Genomic DNA, 23,459 nt, shown 5'->3' with positions numbered 1-23,459 from the left:
GTCAGGAAGCGGGTATCTGCACCAGATTCCGTTTCAGCATCGACCGCTCCGCGTCCGACAGTGGCCTCGACTTCTCGGCATGGGGGTCGAAGGCCACGAGAACCGCGTCACCGGAAGCGCAGGTCTCGCCGTGACGATCCTTGATGACGTGGCGCATCGTGTACGACGAATTACCCAGATGCAGCACCGACATCTCCACGGTCAGCGGACCCGACGAGTCGGTCGCCGGGCGCAAGAATTCGATGTCCATCTTGCGCACGACCATCGCGTGTGGCCGCTCCCCCTCGATCGCCATCTCGTGTGCGAAGAAGAAGATGCGTGCTTCCTGCATGTACTCGACGTAGCGAACGTTGTTGATGTGTCCGAGACGGTCGGAATCGCCCCAGCGAACCTGGATTTCGCAGGAGAACACTTGATCGGACACTGACTCTTGATCGGGCACTGATCAGTCCCTGGTCAGCTTGCGGTGCGTCACACGGTGCGGGCGGGCCGCGTCGGCGCCGAGACGCTCGATCTTGTTCTCCTCGTAGCCCTCGAAGTTGCCCTCGTACCAGTACCAGGCAGCCTCGTTGTCCCCGAATCCACCTTCCCAAGCGAGGATGTGCGTGCAGGTGCGGTCCAGGAACCAACGGTCGTGAGAGATCACGACGGCGCAGCCCGGGAACTGCTCGAGTGCGTTCTCGAGGGAGCCGAGGGTTTCGACGTCGAGGTCGTTGGTCGGCTCGTCGAGGAGGATCAGGTTGCCGCCCTGCTTGAGGGTCATCGCGAGGTTGAGGCGGTTGCGCTCACCACCGGACAGGACGCCGGACGGCTTCTGCTGATCGGCACCCTTGAATCCGAACGAGCTGATGTAGGCGCGGGACGGCATTTCGGTCTGCCCCACGTGGATGTAGTCGAGCCCATCGGACACGACCTCCCACACCGACTTGTCCGGGTCGATGCCCGAACGGTTCTGGTCGACGTAGCTCAGTTGCACGGTCTGGCCGACCTTGACCTCACCGGCGTCGGGCTCCTCGAGGCCGACGATGGTCTTGAACAGCGTGGTCTTACCGACACCGTTGGGACCGATGACGCCGACGATGCCGTTACGCGGCAACGTGAAGGACAGGTCCTTGATCAGAACGCGCCCGTCGAATCCCTTGTCGAGGTGGGATACCTCGACGACGACGTCACCGAGACGCGGCGGTGCGGGAATCTGGATCTCTTCGAAGTCGAGCTTGCGGGTCTTCTCGGCTTCGGCTGCCATCTCCTCGTAGCGCGCGAGCCTGGACTTGCTCTTCGCCTGACGTGCCTTGGCGCCGGAACGCACCCACGCCAGCTCGTCCTTCAGTCGCTTCTGCAGCTTCTGGTCCTTCTTGCCCGAGACCTCGAGGCGCGCAGCCTTCTGCTCCAGGTAAGTGGAGTAGTTGCCCTCGTAGGGGTAGAGACGACCACGGTCGACCTCACAGATCCACTCCGCGACGTGGTCGAGGAAGTACCGGTCGTGAGTGACGGCGAGGATGGCACCGGGGTAGGCGGCGAGGTGCTGCTCGAGCCACAGCACGGATTCTGCGTCGAGGTGGTTGGTGGGCTCGTCGAGAAGCAGCAGGTCAGGCTTGCTCAGCAGCAGCTTGCACAGTGCGACACGACGCTTCTCACCACCGGACAGGTGGGTCACCATCTCTTCGGGCGCCGGGCAACGGAGAGCATCCATCGCCTGTTCGAGCTGCGAGTCGACCTCCCAGGCGTCCGCATGGTCGAGCTTCTCCTGGAGCTCGCCCATCTCCTCCATCAGTTCGTCGGAGTAGTCGGTCGCCATCAGCTCTGCGATCTCGTTGTACCGATTGAGCTGCACCATCGTCTCGCCGAGGCCCTCTTCGACGTTCTCGCGAACCGTCTTGGTCTCGTCGAGATGCGGTTCCTGCATCAGGATGCCCACGGATGCGCCGGGAGCGATGAACGCCTCACCGTTGCCGGGCTGGTCCAAGCCGGCCATGATCTTCAGGATGCTCGACTTACCTGCACCGTTCGGCCCGACCACACCGATCTTCGCGCCCGGGTAGAAGCTCATCGTCACATCGTCGAGGATGACCTTGTCACCGTGCGCCTTGCGCACCTTCTTCATCGTGTAAATGAACTCAGCCACGCGTTCGAGTCTCCTACCTGGGGTTTACGACGTGCGACCGACGGGAGATCTCATCGTTCCCCCGCAGGCCACTCGGACGATTCTCGTTCGATGCTAGTCGGTACATCAAAACGGCCCCAACGAGAGCGAAACTCTCCGCCAGGGCCTCGATACCGACGGTGGTGACCACCGCGCATCATCGGCCTCACATGCTACTCGCTGCAGGGTGCTGGAACCTACTACCGCATGGCGTCGGCCACGAACGGCGTCGAATCCGGCAGTGACGCGGCCATCGTGCCGTTGTGATCGGTCGGATAAGTCCGGTAGTCGACGTTCGCACCACCCGAGAGCAACTGCGGCACCAGGGCGAACGACAGCGGCGCCGGCACGACCGTGTCGGCGAGTCCCTGACCGATAAAGATCGGTCGGTCGTAACCCGCGGTGGGTACCGCCAGGTAGTCCGTGATCGCGGACCGGAACTCCGGAGTGTTCAGCGAACGAGACAACAGCGCGCCCGTTGCGACGCCCCGGGCGCGTGCCGCTTGATCGTCGTAGCAGAGAGTCTCGGCCGAATCGACGAGTTCGCCGCCGAGCGGAGTGAGATAGCTGTCGACGTCGAGATCCGGTTTCGCTTCGCGCAGCCCGGCGAGGATGTAGGTACTGAACGTGGTCAGACCGTCGAGACCCAGCTCCGGAAATGCGGGATCGCCGTAGGGGTACAGGTGCTCGAGGTTGGACGGGGCTCCGGTCGCGACCCCACCTCGGAAGTCCAGTTCGGGTGCATAGGCGCTGGCCTCGTGCGCGGCGTTCAACGTCGCGTGCCCGCCCTGGGACTGCCCGATCACCATCCACTTATTCGACAATCCGGGCACGGCGCCGCGACCGGCCCGCACCATGTCGACGACGTTGTGCGCGGCCACCTTGCTGTCGAGGTACGGGTGCACACCGTCCGTGCCGAGACCCACGTAGTCGGTTGCGACGACGGCGTATCCCTGTGTCAGCCAGTGGTCCAGGTACGCCACATCCCGGGCGGAGCGGGGATTGGTGGACGGCGCGCAGTCGTCACCGAGCCCCACGGTGCCGTGTGCCCAGGACAGAACGGGCCAACCACCTTCCGGCGCCTGCCCCGGCGGCACGAACACCGCACCTGTACTCGTTGCGGGGCGATCGTCGATGCCGAGCGTGTCGTATGTCAGCCGATAGGCGGCGCTCGCGGCGGGAATCGACAGATCGGCCGGCAACTCCTCGATGTGAGTCACCGTGCCCGGAGCACCGGCTGTCGGATCTGCCTGCGCGACACCGGGTGTCACTGCCAACGCAAGCGCGACGAGTATGGCAGCGGACGTGAGTCGCATCGAGATCTCCCCGGGTCGAGACATGGACGGTCGTCCATCAACCTACGGAGAAGTCCCAGCGTTCGCACCCGAATCTGTCATTCGCCGTGCTCGCGATCGCGTCGCGCCAACTCGGCGAACATCGCGTTGTGTGCTGCGAGATCGGCGCCGTCGTCTCGGTCCGCGGCGCGGTCCACCCGTCTGGCCGTCCGATCATCGCTGCGCGACCATTGAACGAGTAGCGCCAGCATCACCAGGACCAGCGGAATCTCGCCGGTGGCCCAGGCGATACTTCCACCCAACTGTTGGTCGCCGATCAGGTCGTCGTTCCAGCCGAGGCCGAGGGCACGGAAGTATCGCTCCCCCATCACCGCACCCATGCTCATCAGCGCGATACCGAAGAAGGCGTGGAACGGCAGTGAACCGAACACCATCGCGAGCTTCGTGACCGGCTGCAGCGGACGCGGCGAAGGATCGACACCGATCGCCACCCAGTAGAAGAGGTAGCCGGTGACCAGGAAGTGCAGGTTCATCATCAGATGTGCGGCGTGAGTGTCCACCACCGCGTCGAAGATCCCGCCCATGTACAGGGCATAGAACCCGCCGACGAACAGCACTGCCGCCACGATCGGATGTGTCAGGAAGCGGGACAGCGGGCTGTGCAGGCCGATCAATATCCACTCGCGTACGCCCGGCACGCCGTCCTTACCCGCCGGCTCGAGCGAACGCAGCGCGAGGGTGATCGGTGCGCCGAGCACCAACAGGACCGGGACCAACATGGACATCGCCATGTGCGCTCCCATGTGAACGCTGAACACGGCCGGCGAATACTTGCCGACACCCGATGACGTCGTGATCAGTAGAACGATGCACCCGGAAATCCACGCGATGGTGCGGCCGATCGGCCATGCGTCGCCGCGACGACGCAGCTTCCTCAGGCCGAGCACGTACAGCCCGGCGAGCATGATCGCCGCGGTGCCGTAGATCAGGTCGAAGCGCCAGTCGGTCATGAATGCGCCGAACGAAGGCGGATCCGGCAGGTTGTAGCCGAGTTCGACCTCCGGCACCGACGGCACCGAACTCGGCGGTGGCGGCGGAGTGCGCCCCAGTCCGACGGCAAGTCCGATCGTTGCCGCGAACAGCATCACTTCCGCGCCGGCGAATCGGATCAGTGCTCCGCGACTCGTGGGGTCCGCAGCGAGGGCGGGCAGCGAACGTCGTCGTTGCGCCCAGCCGAACACACCGAGCAGAACCAGTGCCACGGTCTTGGCGACCACCAGTTGCCCGTACGTCGTCGTGAACAGATCACCGAGCGGCAACCGAACGAGGGCATTGACGATGCCGCTCACTGCCATCACCGCGAAGCAGACTCCGGCGACGGCCGAGAATCTTCTGGCCGCTACGTCCGTGCACGCGCCTCGGCGACGCGCATGGGCCAACAGTGCGAACAGGCCGCCTGCCCACAGGGACGCAGCAACGAGATGCAGGATGAGGCTGTTGGTTGCCATGTCGTGAGAGCCGCCCGAGGACGAGTGCCCGGTCAGCGCCAAGGGCATCAAGCCGAGAATGCCGACGCCGAGCAGAATCGGTGTCCACCACCACCGCAGCGCGAACCTCGCGAGAACCGCCAGCACGACCGCAATGATCGCCGTCCATCTCCACGCGCCCGCCAACTCGACCTGGCCGATCGAGTTGAAGATGTTGTCCGGTTTCACGGCCTCCGCGAACGGCTGACCAGATGTGTCGGACAACGTCAGCGGAACGAGTACCAGCGAGCAGGCCGCCCAGACGATCGCGGCGTACGACGCCGTGCGGACCGCCCGGTATCCGTCCACATCGAGCACGCCCGACTTCTGCGGCGGCACGAAGAATGCTGCAAGCAGTAGCGATCCGATCGCTATGACCGCCGCAATCTCACCTGCCGCCCGTACTGCAGGGAGGCCGTACGTCGTCACGGCCCCAGGGTCCGGAATCCCCAGCAACACCAATGCCTGCGCTGCGGAGAGTCCGACCACGATCGCGGCGACCACAGCCGCAACAAGCCCGGCGACAACGAACAACGCCGTGGACGCTGGGCGAGACGGGGCCTTGGGCTGCAGATCCGTGGACGCGACGGAGGGTGTTGCCATGCGTCCAGAGTAGGACCTACGACACGCTGTAGAAGATGCGGACCCTTCGCACGGAGCCATTTCCTGATACAAGGGAGAGCAAAACCACACCTGATCCGGAGGCTCGAAGTGACAGTGGTGCCGATCGTGCTCGTCGCTCTGTTCTTCCTCTGCATGGGCCTCTACGGACTCGCGCTTCCCCACCGCCTTGTCGCGCCCTTCGCGATCACAGCAGACTCCGTCACCTCACGCACCGAGGTCCGTGCGGTCTACGGCGGCTTCGGCGTCGCCACAGCCGTTGCATTGGTACTGGCCGCAGCCGACGTCGGGGGCATCAGAATCGGTGTCTGTATCGCCGTCGCCGCAGCGCTCGCCGGTATGGCGTTCGGACGCATCGTCTCCGCCCTCGTCGGCGACAGAGCCCGCTTCTACCCCGTCTGGTTCTATTTCATCGTCGAACTGGTACTCGCCGGGATGCTCGTCGCCGCAGTTGCCTTCGACTGACGCCGGTACCGATGCCCGATCGGGCCCCTACGGCTGGGCGGGTAATATTCGCACCGCGCCTCCGTAGCTCAGGGGATAGAGCAATGGCCTTCTAATCCATTGGTCGCAGGTTCGAATCCTGCCGGGGGCACCACAGACGGTACGGTTTGCGGGTGAATTCACGGTCGAACCTCGTCGCGCGGTTGCGCGGGTCTGCCGTGGGCGCACTCTCCGGTGCCGTGAGTGTTGCCGCGCACGGTATCGGTGGCGGCACCGCACCGAACGACGGGGCGATCGTGCTCCTGCTCCTCGCGTCGGCCGCACTCGGCTTGTCCGTAGGCGCCGTTCGATCTCCCCGGGTCCTTCTCCCCTTTACTCTCGGCACCCTGGCTACCGGGCAGGTGATCGGTCACACGACCTTGTCGTTGGCCTCGAACCACGCTCACAACGCTGTTCCCTCCGCTTCGATGCTGTCCGCGCACGTCGCCGCACTGGCCGCGACGGCCGTACTCGTCCTCGCCACGGAAAACGCAGGCACTCGTGTACTCGGGGCGCTCGTGCGGATCGTCCGCATTGCGATCAAGCCGTACCCGGTCGCGATCGAACTGTGGTCCGCGACGCCGGTCTATCACTCGAACGTGTCCCGCTCGGTCCTCGCTGGAGCTTCCGCAGGCACTCGCGGCCCACCGGCATTCGTCTGAATCTCACCTTTCCGCCATCCCGTTCCACACGAACAGGGACGGCGGCATTTCCTTGCGCCGCACACGTCCATCGTGTCGCGGCGTTCATCCCCGAGTTCGTCGGCACTTCCTGCCTGCGTCCTCGGCTGGAATCGAATCGAGTTTCACGCGCATGTCCGTACCCGAACTCGAGCGCGACAAGATCGAACCGCGCCCGACCTCGTCCAATTCCTCGGCCCCACCGGGGACCCGCACCAGTCTCCGCCCCCTTGTCCTGCGACTGCATTTCTACGCCGGCATTCTGGTCGCACCGTTCCTCGTCCTCGCCACCATCAGTGGCGGTCTCTACGCGGTCGCACCGACGATCGAGCAGATCGTCTACCGCGACTATCTCCACGTCGACAGCACCGGCCCAGCCGTTCCCGTCGCCGAACAAGTGCGCGCCGCACAACAGGTCCGCCCTGATCTGACAGTCGACGCCGTCCGGCCGGTGGCAGAGGCCGGTGACACCACGAAGGTCCTCTTCACCGACCCAAGTCTTGGTGAGTCCGAGCGGCTCGCCGTGTTCGTCGATCCGGTGACGACACAGTCACAGGGTGAACTCGTCATGTACGGCAGCGGCGGCGCCCTGCCCGTACGCACGTGGATCTCGCAATTGCATCGACATCTCCACCTCGGCGAACCCGGCCGCATCTACAGCGAACTCGCCGCATCCTGGCTCTGGGTCATCGCGCTCGGCGGCATCTATCTGTGGGTCCAGCGGTACCGAGCTGCGCGCCGTCGAGACGGCAGAACGGCCAGGCTGTGGACGCTCGACCGGAGCACTACCGGCCGCGTCCGAACGCTGAACTGGCACGGCGTCGCGGGGATCTGGATCGCTGTCGGCTTGGTGTTCCTTTCGGCCACCGGACTGACGTGGTCGAAGTATGCCGGCGAGAACGTCACGAATCTTCGCTCGGCACTGAGCTGGACGACGCCCGCTGTGGATACCGAACTCGCATCCACCGGTTCCGAATCCTTCGGCGGTCACGAGGGCCACGGCTCCCACCCCGGCGCCTCCGCACCGGCGGCCCCGAATCCGACGACGCACGAGACCGCGGTCACTGACGTGGATGCCGTCCTCGACACGGCCCGATCGCACGGCGTCACCGGCGAAGTGGAGGTTTCCATTCCCCAGAGCGACGACACGGCGTTCGAGGTGGAAGAGACGCGCCAGCCGTGGCAGTTCGCCACCGATTCGATCGCGATCGACGGAAAGGACGGATCGGTCACCGACATCTCTCGATTCGCCGACTGGCCGCTTGCCGCGAAGCTGGCTTCCTGGGGCATCGCGTTGCACATGGGAATCCTGTTCGGGGTCGTGAGCCAGATTGCCCTCGTCCTGCTGGCAGCGGCTCTGTTGTCCGTCATCGTTCGCGGATACCTCATGTGGTGGCGCCGACGGCCCTCACGTGGCGACCGGCTGGTGGGCAGGGCGCCGACGAGAGGCTCCTGGCGCCGGGTGCGGCCTGCCACGTTGGCTGCCGTGACCGCGCTCGCGGTGGGTGTGGGCTGGCTCGTGCCTCTGCTCGGCCTGAGCCTGCTGGCCTTCCTCGTCGTGGATATCGCGCTGGGGCTCGCTGCACGGCGACGACGCCCGGCCACGACACCACAGGCTCGTTAGAGTCCTTTCGGAAAGCCGAGCATTGACAGAGGAGCAGGATGCACGTCGATTCCGACACAATCATCTGGACAGCTTCCGTCGCGATACTCGCACTCGCTGTGTGGCGTGTGCGTAAGGAACCGCGGCGCGTGTCCACGGGAATGTTGATCGTCGCCGGAGTGGTGATGCTGTGGTTCTCGACGGCATTTCTGGTGTACCGATACGACGAGGATGCCGGAACTCTCATGGCGAGCGGTGTCCTTTACGTCCTCGTCCCGATCGCTCTGCTCCTCGTGGCGACTGCGGCTGTCGCGAACGGCGTCGTCGTGATGCGCAGGGAGGGTATTCGACTCGCGAATGCCCTCCCGCTCGCGTTCGGTGTGGGTTCTTTCGCGCTGTATGCTCTTGCCGCCGTTCAGTTCACCCGCTACACCGGCACGATGACAGCCGCGGTCATCGCCGCCATCTTGTCCGTGTACATCTACGTGGGCTTCTTGTTGTCGGGATATACCGCGTACTCGCTCCTGTACTCGCGTCTCCCCCGTCTCGACCGAGTGCACACTGTCGTCACCTTGGGTTGCTCGCTCAGCGGCGACCGCCCGACGCCGTTGCTTCGTAGCCGTCTCGATCGGAGTCTCGAAGTCGGTGCGCGTGGCGAGGATGCCCTGTTCGTTCCCTCCGGCGGGCAGGGGGCCGACGAAGTCGTGTCCGAGGCCGCGGCAATGGGTCGGTACCTCGAAGAGCAGGGGGTGGAACCCACCCGAATTCTCCTCGAGGATCGATCGACCACCACTCGCGAGAATCTCGTTCTTTCGCACGGACTGCTCGAAGGACAGGGGAAGAGCACGTCCGGGGTGGTCGTGGTCACCAACAACTTCCACGTCTTGCGTTCTGCATCTTTGGCGCGATCGCTCGGGTACGACTGGGAAGTTGTCGGTGCGCCCACCGCCCTGTATTACGTGCCGACCGCATTTCTGCGAGAGTTCGCTGCGTATCTCAGCTACCACAAGCGCATTCACATCGCGGTGATCGCTTTCCTCGTCATCCCGACACTTGTAGCCGGGTTCGTCGCATGAGCCCGACGTGAGTCTTCTCTCGTCCGTTTCGAGCACCCGAAGTACCGGGTAGTAGGCCTCTTGTGGTTATGTGAACGCGCTGTTACAAAATCCTCACAGGAACAGGTAGGTGTGCGGTGTCCGTTCGTGACCGCGTGGAAGAGATCTACAAGCAGGTCGTCGACCGCAACGCCGGTGAACCCGAGTTTCATCAGGCTGTCGCCGAGGTCTTCGAATCTCTTCGGGTCGTCGTCGATGTCCAGCCCGAGTACGCAGACGCGGGCCTCATCGACCGCCTCTGCGAGCCCGAGCGCCAGATCATCTTCCGAGTGCCGTGGACGGACGACAACGGCCATGTGCAGGTCAACCGCGGTTTCCGGGTCCAGTACAATAGCGTGCTCGGACCCTACAAGGGTGGACTTCGCTTTCACCCCAGCGTCAACCTCGGCATCGTCAAGTTCCTCGGATTCGAGCAGATCTTCAAGAACGCACTGACGGGTCTGCCCATCGGCGGCGGCAAGGGCGGGTCCGACTTCGACCCCAAGGGACGCTCCGAGGCCGAGATCATGCGCTTCTGCCAGTCCTTCATGACCGAGCTGAACCGGCACATCGGTGAATACACCGACGTCCCGGCCGGTGACATCGGAGTCGGTGGCCGCGAGATCGGCTACCTGTTCGGCCAGTACAAGCGGCTGACCAATACGTACGAGTCGGGCGTTCTGACCGGCAAGGGCATCACGTGGGGCGGCTCCCAGGTTCGCCGTGAGGCCACCGGATACGGCGTGGCCTACTTCGTCGCCGAGATGCTGAAGGCGTCGCGCAATGGGCTCGACAACAAGCGAGTCGTCATTTCCGGCTCCGGCAACGTCGCGATCTACGCGATCGAGAAGGTCCAGCAGCTCGGCGGCCTGCCCATCGCCTGCTCCGACTCGTCCGGCTACATCGTCGACGAAAAGGGCATCGATCTCGATCTGCTCAAGCAGATCAAGGAAGTCGACCGCGGCCGGATCTGTGATTACACGGACAAGGTTCCCCACGCCAAGTTCGTCGAGAGTGGATCCATCTGGGACGTTCCCTGCGAGGTGGCACTCCCCTGCGCCACTCAGAACGAACTCGACGAAGACGCTGCCCGGACGCTCGTGAAGAACGGTGTCGTGGCGGTTGCCGAGGGCGCCAACATGCCCACCACCCCACAGGGCATTCAGGTGTTCCGTGATGCCAACGTCGCCTTCGCCCCCGGCAAGGCTGCAAACGCAGGTGGTGTCGCCACGTCCGCACTCGAGATGCAGCAGAACGCGTCTCGCGATTCGTGGGGATTCGAGTACACCGACGAGCGTCTCGCCGCCATCATGCGTGGCATCCACCAGCGGACCATCGAGACTGCAGACGAGTACGGACGCAAGGGCGATTACGTCCACGGCGCCAACATCGCCGGCTTCGTCAAGGTCGCGGATGCGATGCTCGCTCTGGGCGTCATCTGAGACGTTCGACTTGCCCTGTGCCGGGCACTTCGGTGCATCATGGCGGGCATGGACTTCGTCGAGATCGCCCGCGCCGAGTCCGAGCGCGGTGAGTTGGTGTTGCGTGAGCGGAGCACGGACGAGGCGTCCGTGCTGGAGCTTCGCGCGAACGGCATCTTCGTGATGGACACTCACGAAACCAGCAGTGAGCGGGCCCTCGCCACGGTTGCCCTGGCAACCGTGGCGAGCCCCCAGCGCGTGCTCGTGGGCGGGCTCGGCCTGGGATTCACCATGAACGAGGTGCTCGCGGACGAGCGAGTGCAGGAGTGCACCGTCGTCGAGATCGAGCCTGCGCTGGTGAATTGGATGAGCGAGGGCGTCGTCCCCCACGGGCCCGACATGCTGGCGGACGACCGCGTCGAACTGGACATCGCCGACGTCGCGGACGCCCTCGAGCAGGCCCCCGACTCCTCGTACGATCTCGTACTTCTCGACGTCGACAACGGGCCTGGATACCTGGTGCACGAATCCAACGGTTCGCTCTATCGCCCCGGGCTCCTCGCGGAGGCGCGCGCCGTTCTGCGCCCGGGTGGCGCGCTCACCGTCTGGTCCGCCGCCGAGGAACCCGAACTCGAGTCGTCACTCACGGAAGTGTTCGATGCGGTGGTCCCACACCCCTTGGAGGTGAATCTCCAAGGGCACCAGGAAACCTATTGGTTGTACGAAGCTCGGTGCGCCTGAGTTCTCACGCCGGACGATTCGGCTCCGGATCCGAATCGTCCGCGTCGATCACGACGCCGTCCGCATCTTCGTCTTCTTTGGCCTTTCGGACCGCATCGCGCATCTCGATGCCGTCGGAGATCCAGTCACCGATCTCGTGGGTCACGTCCCGAACCGCGCCCGTGATGATCGTCGCAATCCGGCCCACGTGACCGGCTGCCGACTCCGTCAAATCCTGGACGGTGTCCTTACGCCGTTCGAACTTCCCCACCATTGTCGAATCCCTCTCAGGCCGCGGACTTCTGCCGTTCGACGATAACACCGGGAACCTGCTCCGACCCGACGAGGAACGGCGGGAGTGCGAACTTGAAGATCTTTCCCCAGACCGATCCGATCTGCGAGAAGAAGCCGCCCGTGTTGTACGGCAACGAGTACTTCTCGCACAGCGCCTTCACCTCGGGCGCCATTTCCGGGTAGCGGTGCGCCGGCAGATCGGGGAAGAGGTGGTGTTCGATCTGATGCGACAGATTCCCCGACATGATGTGGAACAGTTCGCTGCCCTCGATGTTCGCCGATCCGAGCATCTGCCGGACGTACCACTGTCCCCTGGTCTCGTCGGCCGTCTCGTCCTCGCTGAACGTCTGTACGCCGGTCGGGAAATGGCCGCAGAAGATGATCGAGTAGGTCCACACATTGCGGACGAGGTTCGCAGCGACGTTTCCGACGAGGGTGGAAGCGAAGAACGGACCGGTCAGCGCCGGAAAGACCACGTAGTCCTTGAGGACCTGACGACCGGCCTTGCGCTGCATGCCTTGCAGTAGCGGCTTGACGTCGACCCACTTGCGCTTGCCCTGAATGATGTTCTCGGCTTCGAGGTCGTGGAGCATGACGCCCCATTCGAAGAAGGTCATCAGGAGGAAGGCGTAGACCGGGTTGCCGAGGTAGTACGGATTCCACTTCTGCTCTTCGTCCATACGCAGGATGCCGTAGCCGATGTCACGGTCTTTGCCACGAATATTGGTGAAGGTGTGATGCATGTAGTTGTGGGAATGCTTCCACTGATCGGCCGGGCAGACCGTATCCCAATCGAACACCCTGGAGTTGAGTCCGGGCTCGCGCATCCAGTCGTACTGGCCGTGCATGACGTTGTGGCCGATTTCCATGTTGTCGAGGATCTTCGACAGCGCGAGCGAACCGACGCCGGCCAGCCACACGGGTGGGACGAACGGGAAGTACATCAATGCACGGCCGGCAACTTCGAGACCGCGCTGCGCCTTGATGACCTTGTAGATGTACTCGCGGTCTTCGGCGCCGAGCTCCCCGACGACTCGGTCGCGGAGGGCGTCGAGTTCACGGCCCAACTCTTCGACCTGGTCGTACGTGAGTACGAGCGGGGCCTCCGGCGCGGATTCCTTGCTGCTGTCGTTCAGGAAGGGAAGAAACGAAAGTCCGAGCATGTCGATCTCCAGACGTGGATGGGAGAGAACGTTGACGAGTTGGGAGGGTCAGATGTCGACGGTCACGTCGCCGACCGGAACGGACACACACAGTTGGATCTGCTTGTCGGGCTCCGAATCCGCCTCCCCCGTGCGCACGTTCTTCGTGCACCCCGAAGTCTTGGTGGACGTGCAGGAGAAGCAGATCCCCATTCGGCAGCCGTACTCCGGCGTGAGACCGGCCGCCTCTGCCTGTTCGAGGAGCGTCTTTCCGCCGTTCTCGGCAGTGACCCCGCTCGAGGTGAAGGACAGAGTGCCACCGGATTCGCCGTCCACCGCGATCACTGCCGGCGCGAACTCCTCGGTGTGCAGCCGATCTTCGATTCCGACTTCTCGATAGGTCTCGCGCACGGCGCGCATCAGCCCGGGTGGCCCGCACAAGAACGTCTCGCCGTCCTCGAACCACGGCGCTACGGCATCCAGATGGTGCCGACCGAAGAAGCCGCTCAGATGCCCGGCTTCCGCATCGTCGGTGTACGCGTAGACGACGTTCACGTTGGGATTCGCCGCAGCGATCTCGTCGAGTTGCGTGCGGTAAGCGACGTCCTTCTCGGTGTACGCGTAGTGCACGAACGTGACCTCGCCGGAATATCCTTCGGCCACGAGAGTGCGCACCATCGCCATCAGCGGCGTGATGCCGCTGCCACCGCTGATCAGCACCATTCGGCCGGGGCGGGGTGACGGGAGAACGAATTCGCCCGCGGCCTGGGAAAGATCGACCATGAGTCCCGGCTGCGCGTTGCGATGGAGGTACTGGGAGACGAGACCCTCCGGGTGTGCCTTGATCGTCAGTTCGATAGCGCCGCCCCGCTCGTCGGCCGACCCCGCAGGCGAATAGCAGCGAGTATGGCGAACGCCGTCGATAACGACTCCCACCTGCACATATTGCCCGGCGCTGAATCCTCGCCACTGACGCGTGGGACGAATGGTCAGGGTCACTGTGTCCGAGGTGGATCGCTCTACCGACTCGACCTTCCCGCGCAAGTCCCGCACGGTGGTCATGGGATCCACCAGTTCCAGGTAGCGGTCGAGAGCGTGCGGCGTCGCCATCGCTTCGAACAGCGACACCAACGAGAAGCGACGTGGCTTCGCGTCACGACCCTTGTTGATCACGGCCATCACAACCTCCGAACTTTGAGTGCACACCTGTACACCGGTAATAGTGTGACACGTGGACACATGAAGTTGTCAAGACGTGAGCACTGTGATTTCGGTCGATGTCCACCGGAGGCGCGGCGCGGCCTACACTCGCTCACGTGAGCAGGACGGACAGCGCCGCGGGAATCCAGCCGGAAAGCCGCGCAGTGCGCAAGGAAAGAACGCGGGCCGCATTGTTGGACGGCACGCTCGAACTGCTCGCCGACCGCACCTTCGCCAGCCTGAGCCTGCGCGAGGTCGCCAGAACCGCGGGAATCGTGCCCACGGCCTTCTACCGACACTTCGCCTCACTCGAAGAGCTCGGCGTCGTCCTGGTCGAAGAAAGCATGCGGATGCTGCGGCAGATGCTCCGCGACGCACGACGCAGCAAGGGCGCCAAGAGCGCCGGCGATTCGCTCGACATCCTGGTGCGACAGGTCCGCTCACACGAGGCACAGTTCCGCTTCCTCAGCCGCGAACGATATGGCGGCGTGCCCGAGCTCCGACGAGCAATCGGGCTGGAGATGACGTTGTTCGTCAGCGAGTTGACGACCGACCTGTCCCGGATGCCCGGACTCGGCACCTGGAGCGCGGAAGACCTGGAGATGGCAGCGGACCTCACCGTCTCCGCGATGTTCTCCGCAGTCGTCGATCTCCTCGAGTCGCATCAGCCGAACGGACGGACAGAGAAGGAAATATCCCGGCGCGCCGAGAAGCAATTGCGCCTCGTCATGCTGGGAATGGGGGCGTGGAACCCTTCCGGTTCCTGAAGTCGCCTCGTAGCCTGGTGCCATGACAGACGAGACCGGTTCGTACGACACCACACTCACCCAGGTCACCGTCGACGACCTCACGTTCGACGTTGCCGTGAATGGCCCGGCGGACGGCACACCCATCGTCCTGCTGCACGGCTTTCCCGAGACCTCGGCCTCGTGGTCCGAGGTTGCCGCTCACCTCGCCGGTGCCGGCCTTCGTGTCTACGCCCCGAATCAGCGCGGCTACTCCCCCGGCGCCCGTCCCGAAGGAGTCGACGCCTATCGGACCGAACTTCTCGCCGCCGACATCGTGGGACTGCTCGATGCGCTCGATATCCGGAGGGCCCACCTGGTCGGCCACGACTGGGGTGCCGTTGTCGCATGGGTCGTCGCGGGCCGCAACCCGCACCGAATCCTTTCGTTGACCACTGTCTCGATTCCACACCCCTCCGCATTCGGATGGGCAGTCCGCGAAGACCCCGACCAGCAAGAGCGGTCCTCGTACTTCACTCTCTTCAGGCAGGAGGGCAAGGCCGAACACGTTCTCCTACGCGATGATTCGAGCGCACTCCGGGCCATGTTCGGGGGTGTGGTTCCCACGGAGCAGGTCGAAGAACACGTCCGACTACTCAGTGAGCCCGGCGCACTCACCGCCGCGCTCAACTGGTACCGCGCGATGACGCGCGAAATGGACCAACTGCCGCCCGTCACAGTTCCGACCACCTATGTGTGGGGCACGGAAGACCTCGCGATGGGCAGGGCGGGAGCCGAGCGGTGTGGCGAGTTCGTCGACGCTCCGTACGAGTTCGACATCTTCCGCGGTGCATCTCATTGGATTCCGGAAGAGCGCCCGGATTCACTCGCCGACGCGATCCTCTCGCGCGTAGGAATGCGCTGACGCGTCAGCTGAGTTCCGGCTCGCGCTCGGGCGCCCGCACCGCAACCAGCGCGAGCAGTCCGATCGCCAGAACGATCAGTAGGCCCACGATTCCCGCCCGGTCGGCGCCGAACCACCAGGCGAAGAAGCCGAACAGCGTGGGTGACAGGAAAGACACCGCTCGCCCGGTGGTCGCGTAGAGACCGAACATCTGACCTTCACGACCGGGTGGTGTGATGCGAGCGAGGAAGGTGCGGGCCGACGACTGCGCCGGCCCCACGAAGAGACACAACAACAGGCCGAAGATCCAGAACATGCCGGGGCCCGACACAGAGATCAGAACCACTCCGACCACGACCATCGACACGAGCGAGAACACGATGACGGACTTGGGCCCGATTCGGTCGTCGAACCGGCCGGCGACGAGCGCGCCGATCGCCGAGATGACGTTGGCTGCAACGCCGAACAGGAGCACGTCGGCGGCAGCGATTTCGTAGACGTTGACGGCCAACACCGCGCCGAACGTGAAGACACCCGCCAGCCCGTCCCGGAACAGCGCGCTGGCGATCAGGAAGTGGACAGTGCGCCGATCCGTTGCCCACAGCTCCCGCAGATCGCGCCACAGCACCCGGTACGACTCGACTATTCCCGCCTTCGCCGCGCCCGGATCGGCATTCGTGCGCGGCAATTCCGGAACCTTCAGGAGGACGGGCACCGTGAAGACGGCGAACCACACCGCCGCGAGCAGCGCTACCAAACGGATGTTCAACCCGCCATCGGTAGTCAGACCGAGGACTCCACGGGTGTCGCCATCACCCGAGATGAAGCCGAAGTAGCAGAGCAAGAGCAGCACGATGCCACCGAAATACCCCATCGCCCAGCCGAAAGCGGACACCCGCCCGATGTTCGACGGCGTGGACACCTGCCTCAGCATCGCGTTGTACGGGACGTTGGCCAGTTCGAAGATCACCGATCCGGCCGCGAGCAGAACAAGCCCGATCCACAGGTACTGATACGTGTCGCGGACGAAGAACATCCCCGCCATACACCCGACGGTCGCGAAGGTGAGCAGGCCCAGTGCCCATTTGCGTCGGCCGGTCGCGTCGAAACGTTGCCCGGTGACCGGGGCAGTGACGGCGATGACGAATCCGGCGATGCCCAGCGACCAGCCGAGCCAGGTACTGGCCGACACACTTCCCGGAAGATCGTCACCCACCGCATCGGTGAGATAGACCGAGAACACGAAGGTCAGAATCACCGCATTGAAGGCGGCAGATCCCCAGTCCCACAGACCCCATGCCACCACTTGCTTGCGCGTGGTGGCGACACCGACGACATCTGAAGTCATGGCGGGAGCCTAGACGAACAGCGAGGTCCGGGCCCGCTTTCGACACCCCCGAACGGCCCATGGTGCATCACGTTGCATATACACCTCGTTGCATAGATACTGGAGTCGTGGCACTCGAACATGCACTGCTCGTCTCCCTGTCCGAACAGGCCGGGTCCGGATACGAACTCGCTCGTCGATTCGACAAGTCGATCGGTTATTTCTGGAATGCCAGTCATCAGCAGATCTATCGGGTCCTGAAGCGGATGGAGGGCTCCGAATGGGTCGTGAGCGAGACCGTCGCGCAGGACGGGCGCCCCGACAAGATCGTGTACGACGTGAGCGCGACCGGACGGGCCGAACTCCACCGGTGGATCGCCGAACCGACGACGGTCGGACATCTTCGTGACGATCTCGCGGTCAAACTGCGAGGCGCGACGCACGGCGATGTAGGTGCAGTGCGAGCCGAATTCGAGCGTCATCTGGACGAACACTCGCAGCGACTGGAGATCTATCGCCAGGTCCAGAAGCGCGATTTCCCCGAGCCCGACCGGCTGACCGGTTCCGAATTGCACCAGTACCTGGTTCTACGGGGCGGGTTTCGAGTCGAGGAAGGCTTCGCCGATTGGTGCAGGGAGGTCCTCGAAATTCTGTGACGCCGCCGACCAGGTCGACCCCCGCGAACCTCAGTTCTTCAGTGAAAGGCCCGTACATGTCCTCCTATCCACACTTGCTGTCCCCGCTCGATCTCGGATTCACGACGTTGAAGAACCGAGTGATCATGGGTTCGATGCACACGGGCCTCGAAGATCGCGCGAAGAACGTGCCTCGTCTGGCCGAGTACTTCGCCGAACGAGCCCGCGGCGGAGTCGGATTGATCGTGACCGGCGGCTACGCACCCAACCGGACCGGCTGGCTCCTACCGTTCGGCGCGAAGCTCACCAATCGAGCCGAGGCCGCCCGACATCGCCGTATCACCGACGCCGTGCACGCCGCCGACGGAAAGATCGCGCTGCAGATCCTGCATGCCGGTCGCTACAGCTACCAACCGCTCAGCGTGTCGGCCTCCTCGATCAAGGCTCCGATCAATCCGTTTCGACCGCGAAAGCTGACCGACCGCGGTGTGCGTCGCCAGATTCGCAACTTCGTCCGGTGTGCCCGGCTGGCCCAGTCCGCCGGATACGACGGAGTCGAGGTCATGGGCGGTGAAGGCTACTTCATCAACCAGTTCCTCTGCGCGCGTACCAACAAGCGTAAGGACCGCTGGGGCGGCACATCCGAGAACCGTCGCCGAATCGCCGTCGAGATCGTGCGGGACACCCGCGCCGCAGTCGGCGAGAACTTCATCATCCTGTTTCGACTCTCCATGGCCGACCTCGTCGAAGACGGTCAGACCTGGGACGAGATCGTTGCTCTGGCCCAGGAAGTCGAGGCCGCCGGAGCCACCATCATCAACACCGATATCGGCTGGCACGAATCGCGAGTTCCCACGATCGTCACCTCCGTTCCGCGCGCAGCGTTCGCCGACATCACCGGCAAGCTCGAGAAGCACGTCTCCATTCCTGTGGCGGCATCCAACCGCATCAACATGCCCCAAACCGCCGAAGAGATCCTCGAACGCGGTGATGCGCAATTGATCTCGATGGCACGCCCCATGCTCGCCGACCCCGACTGGGTCCGGAAGGCCGCAGCGGACGCGGCCGACGAGATCAACACCTGCATTGCATGCAACCAGGCGTGCCTCGATCACGCTTTCGTGAACAAGCACGTCTCCTGCCTCCTCAATCCGCGTGCTGGCCGGGAGACCGAGCTGGTCCTCTCCCCCACCCGAATCACCAAGAACATCGCGGTCGTCGGAGCGGGACCGGCCGGTCTGTCGGCCGCATTGAATCTCGCTCAGCGCGGTCACACGGTCACCCTCTTCGAAGCGGATTCCGAGATCGGCGGCCAGTTCGGAATCGCCAAGAGAATCCCCGGCAAGGAGGAGTTCGCCGAGACGATCCGCTACTACGACAGGCAACTCGCGCGGGCGGGGGTCGATGTTCGACTCGGCACCCGAGTGACGACCGACGATCTCGTCGGCCGGTTCGACGAGGCCGTTCTCGCCACCGGCGTCACACCACGATTGCCCGCGATTCCCGGCATCGAGAACCCGAAGGTGCTCACCTACCCCGAGGTCGTTCGCGGGGGCAAGCCGGTCGGAAGTTCGGTGGCTGTCATCGGTGCGGGCGGTATCGGCGTGGACGTGAGCGAGTTCCTCACCCACGAGTCGTCACCGACGCTCGATGTGAAGGAATGGAAGCAGGAATGGGGCGTCACCGAACCGGAAGCGGCTGCGGGTGCTCTCACGACGCCGGTGCCCACCGCGTCGCCGCGTGAGGTCTATCTGCTGCAACGCAAGACAGGACGCATCGGAGCCGGCTTGGCGAAGACCACCGGATGGGTGCACCGCGCAGCGCTGAAGGCGAAGGGCGTACACCAACTTTCAGGCGTCAACTACGAGCGAATCGACGATACGGGCCTCCACATCACCTTCGGTGAGAAGCACGAGAACCCCCGCGTCCTCGAGGTGGACAACATCGTGGTGTGCGCAGGTCAGGAGTCGGTTCGCGATCTCGTGGACGAATTGACCGTGGCCGGGGTCGTCACCCATGTGATCGGCGGCGCGGACGTCGCGGCCGAACTCGACGCCAAGCGTGCCATCGAGCAGGGCACGCGCCTCGCCGCCCGATTGTGACCCGTTACGCTGGCTCACCGTGAGCCTGCCGAACCCCGCCTCCACAGCCCGCGCCGTCGTCACCGGAGCATCCTCCGGGATCGGCGAGGCGCTTGCCGTCGACCTCGCCGCCCGTGGTCACTCGCTCGTTCTCGTGGCCCGACGCGGTGAAGTCATGGAAGGACTGGCGGCCACCCTCCGGGGCAAGCACGGTGTGGAGGTGGAGGTTCGGGCGTGCGATCTGTCCGACCGCGACCAGCGGACCGAGCTCGTCGACGAACTGTCCGGGCGAGAGATCAGCGTGCTGTGCAACAACGCGGGCATCGCCACGTTCGGCCCGGTCGCCGAGCTCGATCCGTCGTACGAACGCGCCCAGGTGGAACTCAACGCCGTGGCGGTTCACGACCTCACTCTCGCTGTTCTTCCCGGGATGGTCGCCCGCGGATCCGGCGCGATCCTGATGGTCGGATCGGCGGCGGGCAACATGCCGATTCCGAACAATGCCACCTACGCGGCGTCGAAGGCATTCGTGAATACCTTCTCGGAATCACTGCGTGGGGAACTCAAGGGAACCGGCGTGAACGTCACTCTCTTGGCTCCCGGCCCTGTGCGTACCGAGATCCCCGACGCGGCGGATGCCTCGATCGTCGACAAGCTCGTACCGGACTTCCTGTGGATCTCGAGCGAGCACACCGCGAAGGTGTCGCTCGACGGATTGTCGAGCAACAAGATGCGCGTCGTCCCGGGGCTGATCAGCAAGGCCATGTCCGTGGCCGGCCAGTACAGCCCGCGCGCCGTCGTGGCCCCCATCGTGGGCACCTTCTACAAGAAGCTCGGCGACGACTGAGTGCCGCCAACCCGCCCGGCCGAGCGAGTCAGGCCCGGCCGGGCGGGTTGGCCACGTCTAGCGCCGACGGCGGCCGGTGCCGAAGATGCTCCGGCTGATCTCCCGTCCCGCTGCGGAGGCCGCAGACCGGAGGAATCCCTTCACCGCCGTGTTCCCGAGGACTTGCTGCGCAAGGTTCGGTCCGTCGTCCTGGGCGGGCGGTGCGGTGTCCTGCTGAGGCGGAAGCGGAGGCAGATCCGTGTCATCGGAAGCCGGCGCACCCGCCACCTTTGCCGTCAGCTTCTCGTATGCCGACTCACGATCGATGCTCTCGCCGTACTTCCCGAACAGACCGCTCGCCTTGGCAGCCTCGGTGATGGCGTCGTTTCCGATGGTGTCCATCAGTGAGCGCGGCGGACGGATCTTGGTCCACGCCACTGGAGTAGGCGCGCCGGTTTCCGAAAGCACGGTCACGACGGCCTCACCCGTCCCCAAGGTGGTGAGGGCTTCCTCGAGGTCGTAGTGTTTGCTCTTCGGGTAGGTGCGGACGGTCTTGGTGAGCGCCTTCTGGTCGTCTGGCGTGAATGCGCGCAGCGCGTGCTGCACTCGCGCGCCGAGCTGCGACAGCACGGCATTGGGCACGTCGGTGGGCAGCTGGGTGCAGAAGAACACACCGACACCCTTGGACCGGATCAACTTCACGGTCTGCTCGATCTGCTCGAGGAAGGCCTTGGATGCATCCGCGAAGAGAAGGTGCGCCTCGTCGAAGATGAAGACGAGCTTGGGCTTGTCCAGATCCCCTTCCTCGGGCAGCGTCTGGAACAGGTCGGCCAGGACCCACATGAGGAATGTGGAGAACAATGCAGGACGCGCCGCCTGCGCACCCAGTTCGAAGAGCGTCACGACTCCGGCGCCGTCGACCACTCGGAGCAGGTCTTCGGTCTCGAGTTCGGGCTCTCCGAAGAAAGTGTCGCCGCCGTCGGCCTCGAGGTTGACCAGTGCACGCAGAATGACGCCTGCGGTTGCCGAGGACACGCCGCCGATCCCCTTCAGGTCGGCCTTGCCCTCGTCGCTCGTGAGGTGGGCGATCACCGAGCGCAGGTCTTTGAGATCGAGCAGAGCGAGCCCTTGGGTATCGGCCCAGTGGAAGATCAGCCCGAGCGTCGATTCCTGAGTGTTGTTCAGCCCCAGAACCTTACTGAGCAGAATGGGTCCGAATGCCGTGATGGTCGCGCGCACCGGAACACCGATTCCCTCGGTTCCCAGCGACAGGAATTCGACGGGAACGCCCGTCGGAGTCCACGCGTCGTCGCCGGTCTCCGCGGCGCGCTTCGTGACGGCGTCGTTGGACTCGCCTGCCTTGGACAGACCGGACAGGTCGCCCTTCACGTCTGCCATGACGACGGGGATTCCGGCCGCCGACAACTGTTCGGCAATGCCCTGCAGCGTCTTCGTCTTGCCGGTGCCGGTAGCGCCCGCGATCAGGCCGTGACGGTTGAGTGTCTTGAACGGAATCCGTACTCGGGCCGAGGGATCGACCGCACCGCCCACCACCACGCTGCCTAGTTCGAGCGCACCACCCGCAGAGGCGTATCCGGCGGCGATCTCGGCTGCAGCACCAGAAGGAGCGGTGCTCTTCTCGTCCGCCCCGGGCTTTTCTGCCTTCTCCGCCTCGACTGCCTCTCGCTCGGCAGCGTCCGCCGCTGCTGCTGCTGCCTCCGCCGCCCGGGCGGCCTCGGCGGCAGCTTCACGTGCGGCCTTGGCCTTCTCGGCCGGCGTCGGTGTTGCAGTGCCACCCTCGGAATCGACGGTCATGCAGGGGCCCTCCTCGGAGCGGAAACTCGGACAGATTCTTTGTCTCTCGCAGTACGTGTGTCCCGCGAAAGTTCCACCGCAAACCTTATCCCGCCGGGAGACTTGGCTACTGTGTTGTGCGTGCAGGACAAACTTGTGTGGATCGATTGTGAAATGACGGGTCTCCGACTCGGTACCGACAAGCTGATCGAAATTGCAGCTCTCGTCACCGACAGCGACCTGAACATCTTGGGTGACGGTGTGGACATCGTCATTCACGCGGACGACGAGGCGCTGGCCGACATGCCTGATGTGGTGACCAGAATGCACGAGAAGTCCGGGCTGACCGACGAGGTGCGGAAGTCGACCGTCACCCTCGCCGAGGCGGAGGAACAGGTGCTCGCCTACATTCGCGAGCACGTTCCGTCCGCGGGTGCCGCCCCACTCGCCGGCAATTCGATCGCGACCGATCGCGGGTTCATCTCCAGGGACATGCCGGCCCTGGACGCTCACCTGCACTACCGGATGATCGATGTCAGCTCCATCAAGGAACTGTGCCGTCGTTGGTATCCCCGCATCTATTTCGGGCAGCCGGAGAAAGGGCTCGCCCACCGCGCCCTTGCCGACATCAAGGAATCCATCCGCGAGCTCGAGTACTACCGCCGCACCGCGTTCGTCGCCGACCCCGGCCCCTCCACCAGCGACATCACAACCATCGTGAAGGACATCGGCCCCGCCTGACACACCGATTGGCTTCTCGGGTGCTCGGCACGCTAGTATCTTCCTCGCTGAAGTTGCTGCCCTCGGGTGGCCGCAGAAGCGGATGGTGAGTGTAGTTCAGTTGGTAGAGCACCAGGTTGTGATCCTGGCTGTCGCGGGTTCGAGTCCCGTCACTCACCCCAAAGAGAATGCCCCCGGTTTTCACCGGGGGCATTCTTGGTTCTC

At 64.3% G+C, this 23,459-nt stretch carries 21 protein-coding genes and 2 tRNA genes; 14 read left to right on the top strand and 9 right to left on the bottom strand.

The genetic code is table 11. The features are described 5' to 3' along the window. Position 1 precedes the first annotated feature (1 nt). From ACZI8R_RS00420 to ACZI8R_RS00405, 4 genes are all read right to left on the bottom strand, one after another. Positions 2-424: an acyl-CoA thioesterase gene (locus tag ACZI8R_RS00420; RefSeq protein ID WP_463377594.1), complete on the bottom strand. Its 423-nt coding sequence runs from the start codon at positions 422-424 to the stop codon at positions 2-4. A gap of 21 nt (positions 425-445) precedes the next feature. Next, the gene (gene ettA, locus ACZI8R_RS00415; protein ID WP_463377593.1) at positions 446-2,125 is read right to left on the bottom strand and encodes an energy-dependent translational throttle protein EttA; all 1,680 of its coding nucleotides are present in this window, start codon (positions 2,123-2,125) and stop codon (positions 446-448) included. Positions 2,126-2,343: 218 nt separating this feature from the next. Continuing rightward, complete coding sequence (locus tag ACZI8R_RS00410; protein WP_463377592.1) at positions 2,344-3,459, bottom strand: lipase family protein; 1,116 nt, start codon at positions 3,457-3,459, stop codon at positions 2,344-2,346. Between the two features lie 77 nt (positions 3,460-3,536). Further along, on the bottom strand, positions 3,537-5,567 hold the full coding sequence (locus ACZI8R_RS00405; protein WP_463377591.1) for a bifunctional copper resistance protein CopD/cytochrome c oxidase assembly protein: 2,031 nt from the start codon (positions 5,565-5,567) through the stop codon (positions 3,537-3,539). 108 nt (positions 5,568-5,675) lie between these two features. On the opposite strand from ACZI8R_RS00405, the gene ACZI8R_RS00400 reads away from it, so the two are divergent. From ACZI8R_RS00400 to ACZI8R_RS00370, 7 genes are all read left to right on the top strand, one after another. Then, positions 5,676-6,050 (top strand): DUF4345 family protein, encoded by a 375-nt coding sequence (locus ACZI8R_RS00400; RefSeq protein WP_463377590.1) that lies wholly within the window; start codon positions 5,676-5,678, stop codon positions 6,048-6,050. Positions 6,051-6,107: 57 nt separating this feature from the next. After that, positions 6,108-6,183, top strand: a tRNA-Arg gene (locus ACZI8R_RS00395). Between the two features lie 19 nt (positions 6,184-6,202). Further along, the gene (locus ACZI8R_RS00390; protein WP_463377589.1) at positions 6,203-6,730 is read left to right on the top strand and encodes a hypothetical protein; all 528 of its coding nucleotides are present in this window, start codon (positions 6,203-6,205) and stop codon (positions 6,728-6,730) included. Positions 6,731-6,881: 151 nt separating this feature from the next. Beyond that, positions 6,882-8,372, top strand: a complete 1,491-nt coding sequence (locus ACZI8R_RS00385; protein WP_463377588.1) for a PepSY-associated TM helix domain-containing protein — start codon at positions 6,882-6,884, stop codon at positions 8,370-8,372. A 38-nt stretch (positions 8,373-8,410) separates the two neighbouring features. After that, positions 8,411-9,427 carry a YdcF family protein gene (locus ACZI8R_RS00380; RefSeq protein WP_463377587.1) on the top strand — a complete coding sequence of 339 codons (1,017 nt, stop codon included), beginning with the start codon at positions 8,411-8,413 and terminating at the stop codon, positions 9,425-9,427. 116 nt (positions 9,428-9,543) lie between these two features. Beyond that, complete coding sequence (gdhA, locus tag ACZI8R_RS00375; RefSeq protein WP_463377586.1) at positions 9,544-10,887, top strand: NADP-specific glutamate dehydrogenase; 1,344 nt, start codon at positions 9,544-9,546, stop codon at positions 10,885-10,887. A gap of 48 nt (positions 10,888-10,935) precedes the next feature. Beyond that, positions 10,936-11,607, top strand: coding sequence for a spermidine synthase (locus ACZI8R_RS00370; RefSeq protein ID WP_463377585.1), 672 nt, complete (start codon positions 10,936-10,938; stop codon positions 11,605-11,607). 4 nt (positions 11,608-11,611) lie between these two features. Here ACZI8R_RS00370 and ACZI8R_RS00365 read toward each other — a convergent pair whose 3' ends face one another. Genes ACZI8R_RS00365 through ACZI8R_RS00355 form a run of 3 tightly spaced genes read right to left on the bottom strand, consistent with a single transcriptional unit; the run spans position 11,612 to position 14,201 of the window. Next, positions 11,612-11,860, bottom strand: coding sequence for a hypothetical protein (locus tag ACZI8R_RS00365; protein WP_463377584.1), 249 nt, complete (start codon positions 11,858-11,860; stop codon positions 11,612-11,614). Between the two features lie 13 nt (positions 11,861-11,873). After that, entirely contained in the window at positions 11,874-13,043 is a 1,170-nt protein-coding gene (locus ACZI8R_RS00360; RefSeq protein ID WP_463377583.1) for a fatty acid desaturase family protein, read from the bottom strand. Between the two features lie 48 nt (positions 13,044-13,091). Beyond that, entirely contained in the window at positions 13,092-14,201 is a 1,110-nt protein-coding gene (locus ACZI8R_RS00355; RefSeq protein WP_463377582.1) for a ferredoxin reductase, read from the bottom strand. 98 nt (positions 14,202-14,299) lie between these two features. Between ACZI8R_RS00355 and ACZI8R_RS00350 the strand changes: the two genes are divergently transcribed. Beyond that, positions 14,300-14,989, top strand: a complete 690-nt coding sequence (locus ACZI8R_RS00350) for a TetR family transcriptional regulator (protein ID WP_463377581.1) — start codon at positions 14,300-14,302, stop codon at positions 14,987-14,989. A gap of 22 nt (positions 14,990-15,011) precedes the next feature. Next, entirely contained in the window at positions 15,012-15,872 is an 861-nt protein-coding gene (locus ACZI8R_RS00345; RefSeq protein WP_463377580.1) for an alpha/beta fold hydrolase, read from the top strand. A gap of 4 nt (positions 15,873-15,876) precedes the next feature. On the opposite strand, the gene ACZI8R_RS00340 is transcribed toward ACZI8R_RS00345, so the two are convergent. Continuing rightward, positions 15,877-17,199, bottom strand: a complete 1,323-nt coding sequence (locus tag ACZI8R_RS00340) for an MFS transporter (RefSeq protein WP_463377579.1) — start codon at positions 17,197-17,199, stop codon at positions 15,877-15,879. Between the two features lie 107 nt (positions 17,200-17,306). Between ACZI8R_RS00340 and ACZI8R_RS00335 the strand changes: the two genes are divergently transcribed. The 3 genes from ACZI8R_RS00335 to cmrA are packed head-to-tail and all read left to right on the top strand — an operon-like array spanning position 17,307 to position 20,741. Next, positions 17,307-17,834 carry a PadR family transcriptional regulator gene (locus ACZI8R_RS00335; protein ID WP_463377578.1) on the top strand — a complete coding sequence of 176 codons (528 nt, stop codon included), beginning with the start codon at positions 17,307-17,309 and terminating at the stop codon, positions 17,832-17,834. Positions 17,835-17,890: 56 nt separating this feature from the next. Next, the gene (locus ACZI8R_RS00330) at positions 17,891-19,915 is read left to right on the top strand and encodes an FAD-dependent oxidoreductase (protein ID WP_463377577.1); all 2,025 of its coding nucleotides are present in this window, start codon (positions 17,891-17,893) and stop codon (positions 19,913-19,915) included. A gap of 19 nt (positions 19,916-19,934) precedes the next feature. Then, positions 19,935-20,741 carry a mycolate reductase gene (gene cmrA / locus ACZI8R_RS00325; RefSeq protein WP_463377576.1) on the top strand — a complete coding sequence of 269 codons (807 nt, stop codon included), beginning with the start codon at positions 19,935-19,937 and terminating at the stop codon, positions 20,739-20,741. 57 nt (positions 20,742-20,798) lie between these two features. On the opposite strand, the gene ACZI8R_RS00320 is transcribed toward cmrA, so the two are convergent. Further along, positions 20,799-22,535 (bottom strand): helicase HerA-like domain-containing protein, encoded by a 1,737-nt coding sequence (locus ACZI8R_RS00320; RefSeq protein WP_463377575.1) that lies wholly within the window; start codon positions 22,533-22,535, stop codon positions 20,799-20,801. A gap of 120 nt (positions 22,536-22,655) precedes the next feature. On the opposite strand from ACZI8R_RS00320, the gene orn reads away from it, so the two are divergent. Together orn and ACZI8R_RS00310 are read left to right on the top strand one after the other, a co-directional pair. Beyond that, a complete protein-coding gene (orn, locus tag ACZI8R_RS00315; RefSeq protein WP_463377574.1) occupies positions 22,656-23,255 on the top strand; it encodes an oligoribonuclease in 600 nt (199 codons plus the stop codon). Between the two features lie 85 nt (positions 23,256-23,340). After that, positions 23,341-23,416, top strand: a tRNA-His gene (locus ACZI8R_RS00310). Positions 23,417-23,459 lie beyond the last annotated feature (43 nt).

It is taken from the genome of Rhodococcus huquni, assembly GCF_055231055.1.
The sequence above is the reverse complement of the archived record's forward strand: the minus strand, read 5'-3'. Positions and strand labels throughout refer to the sequence as shown.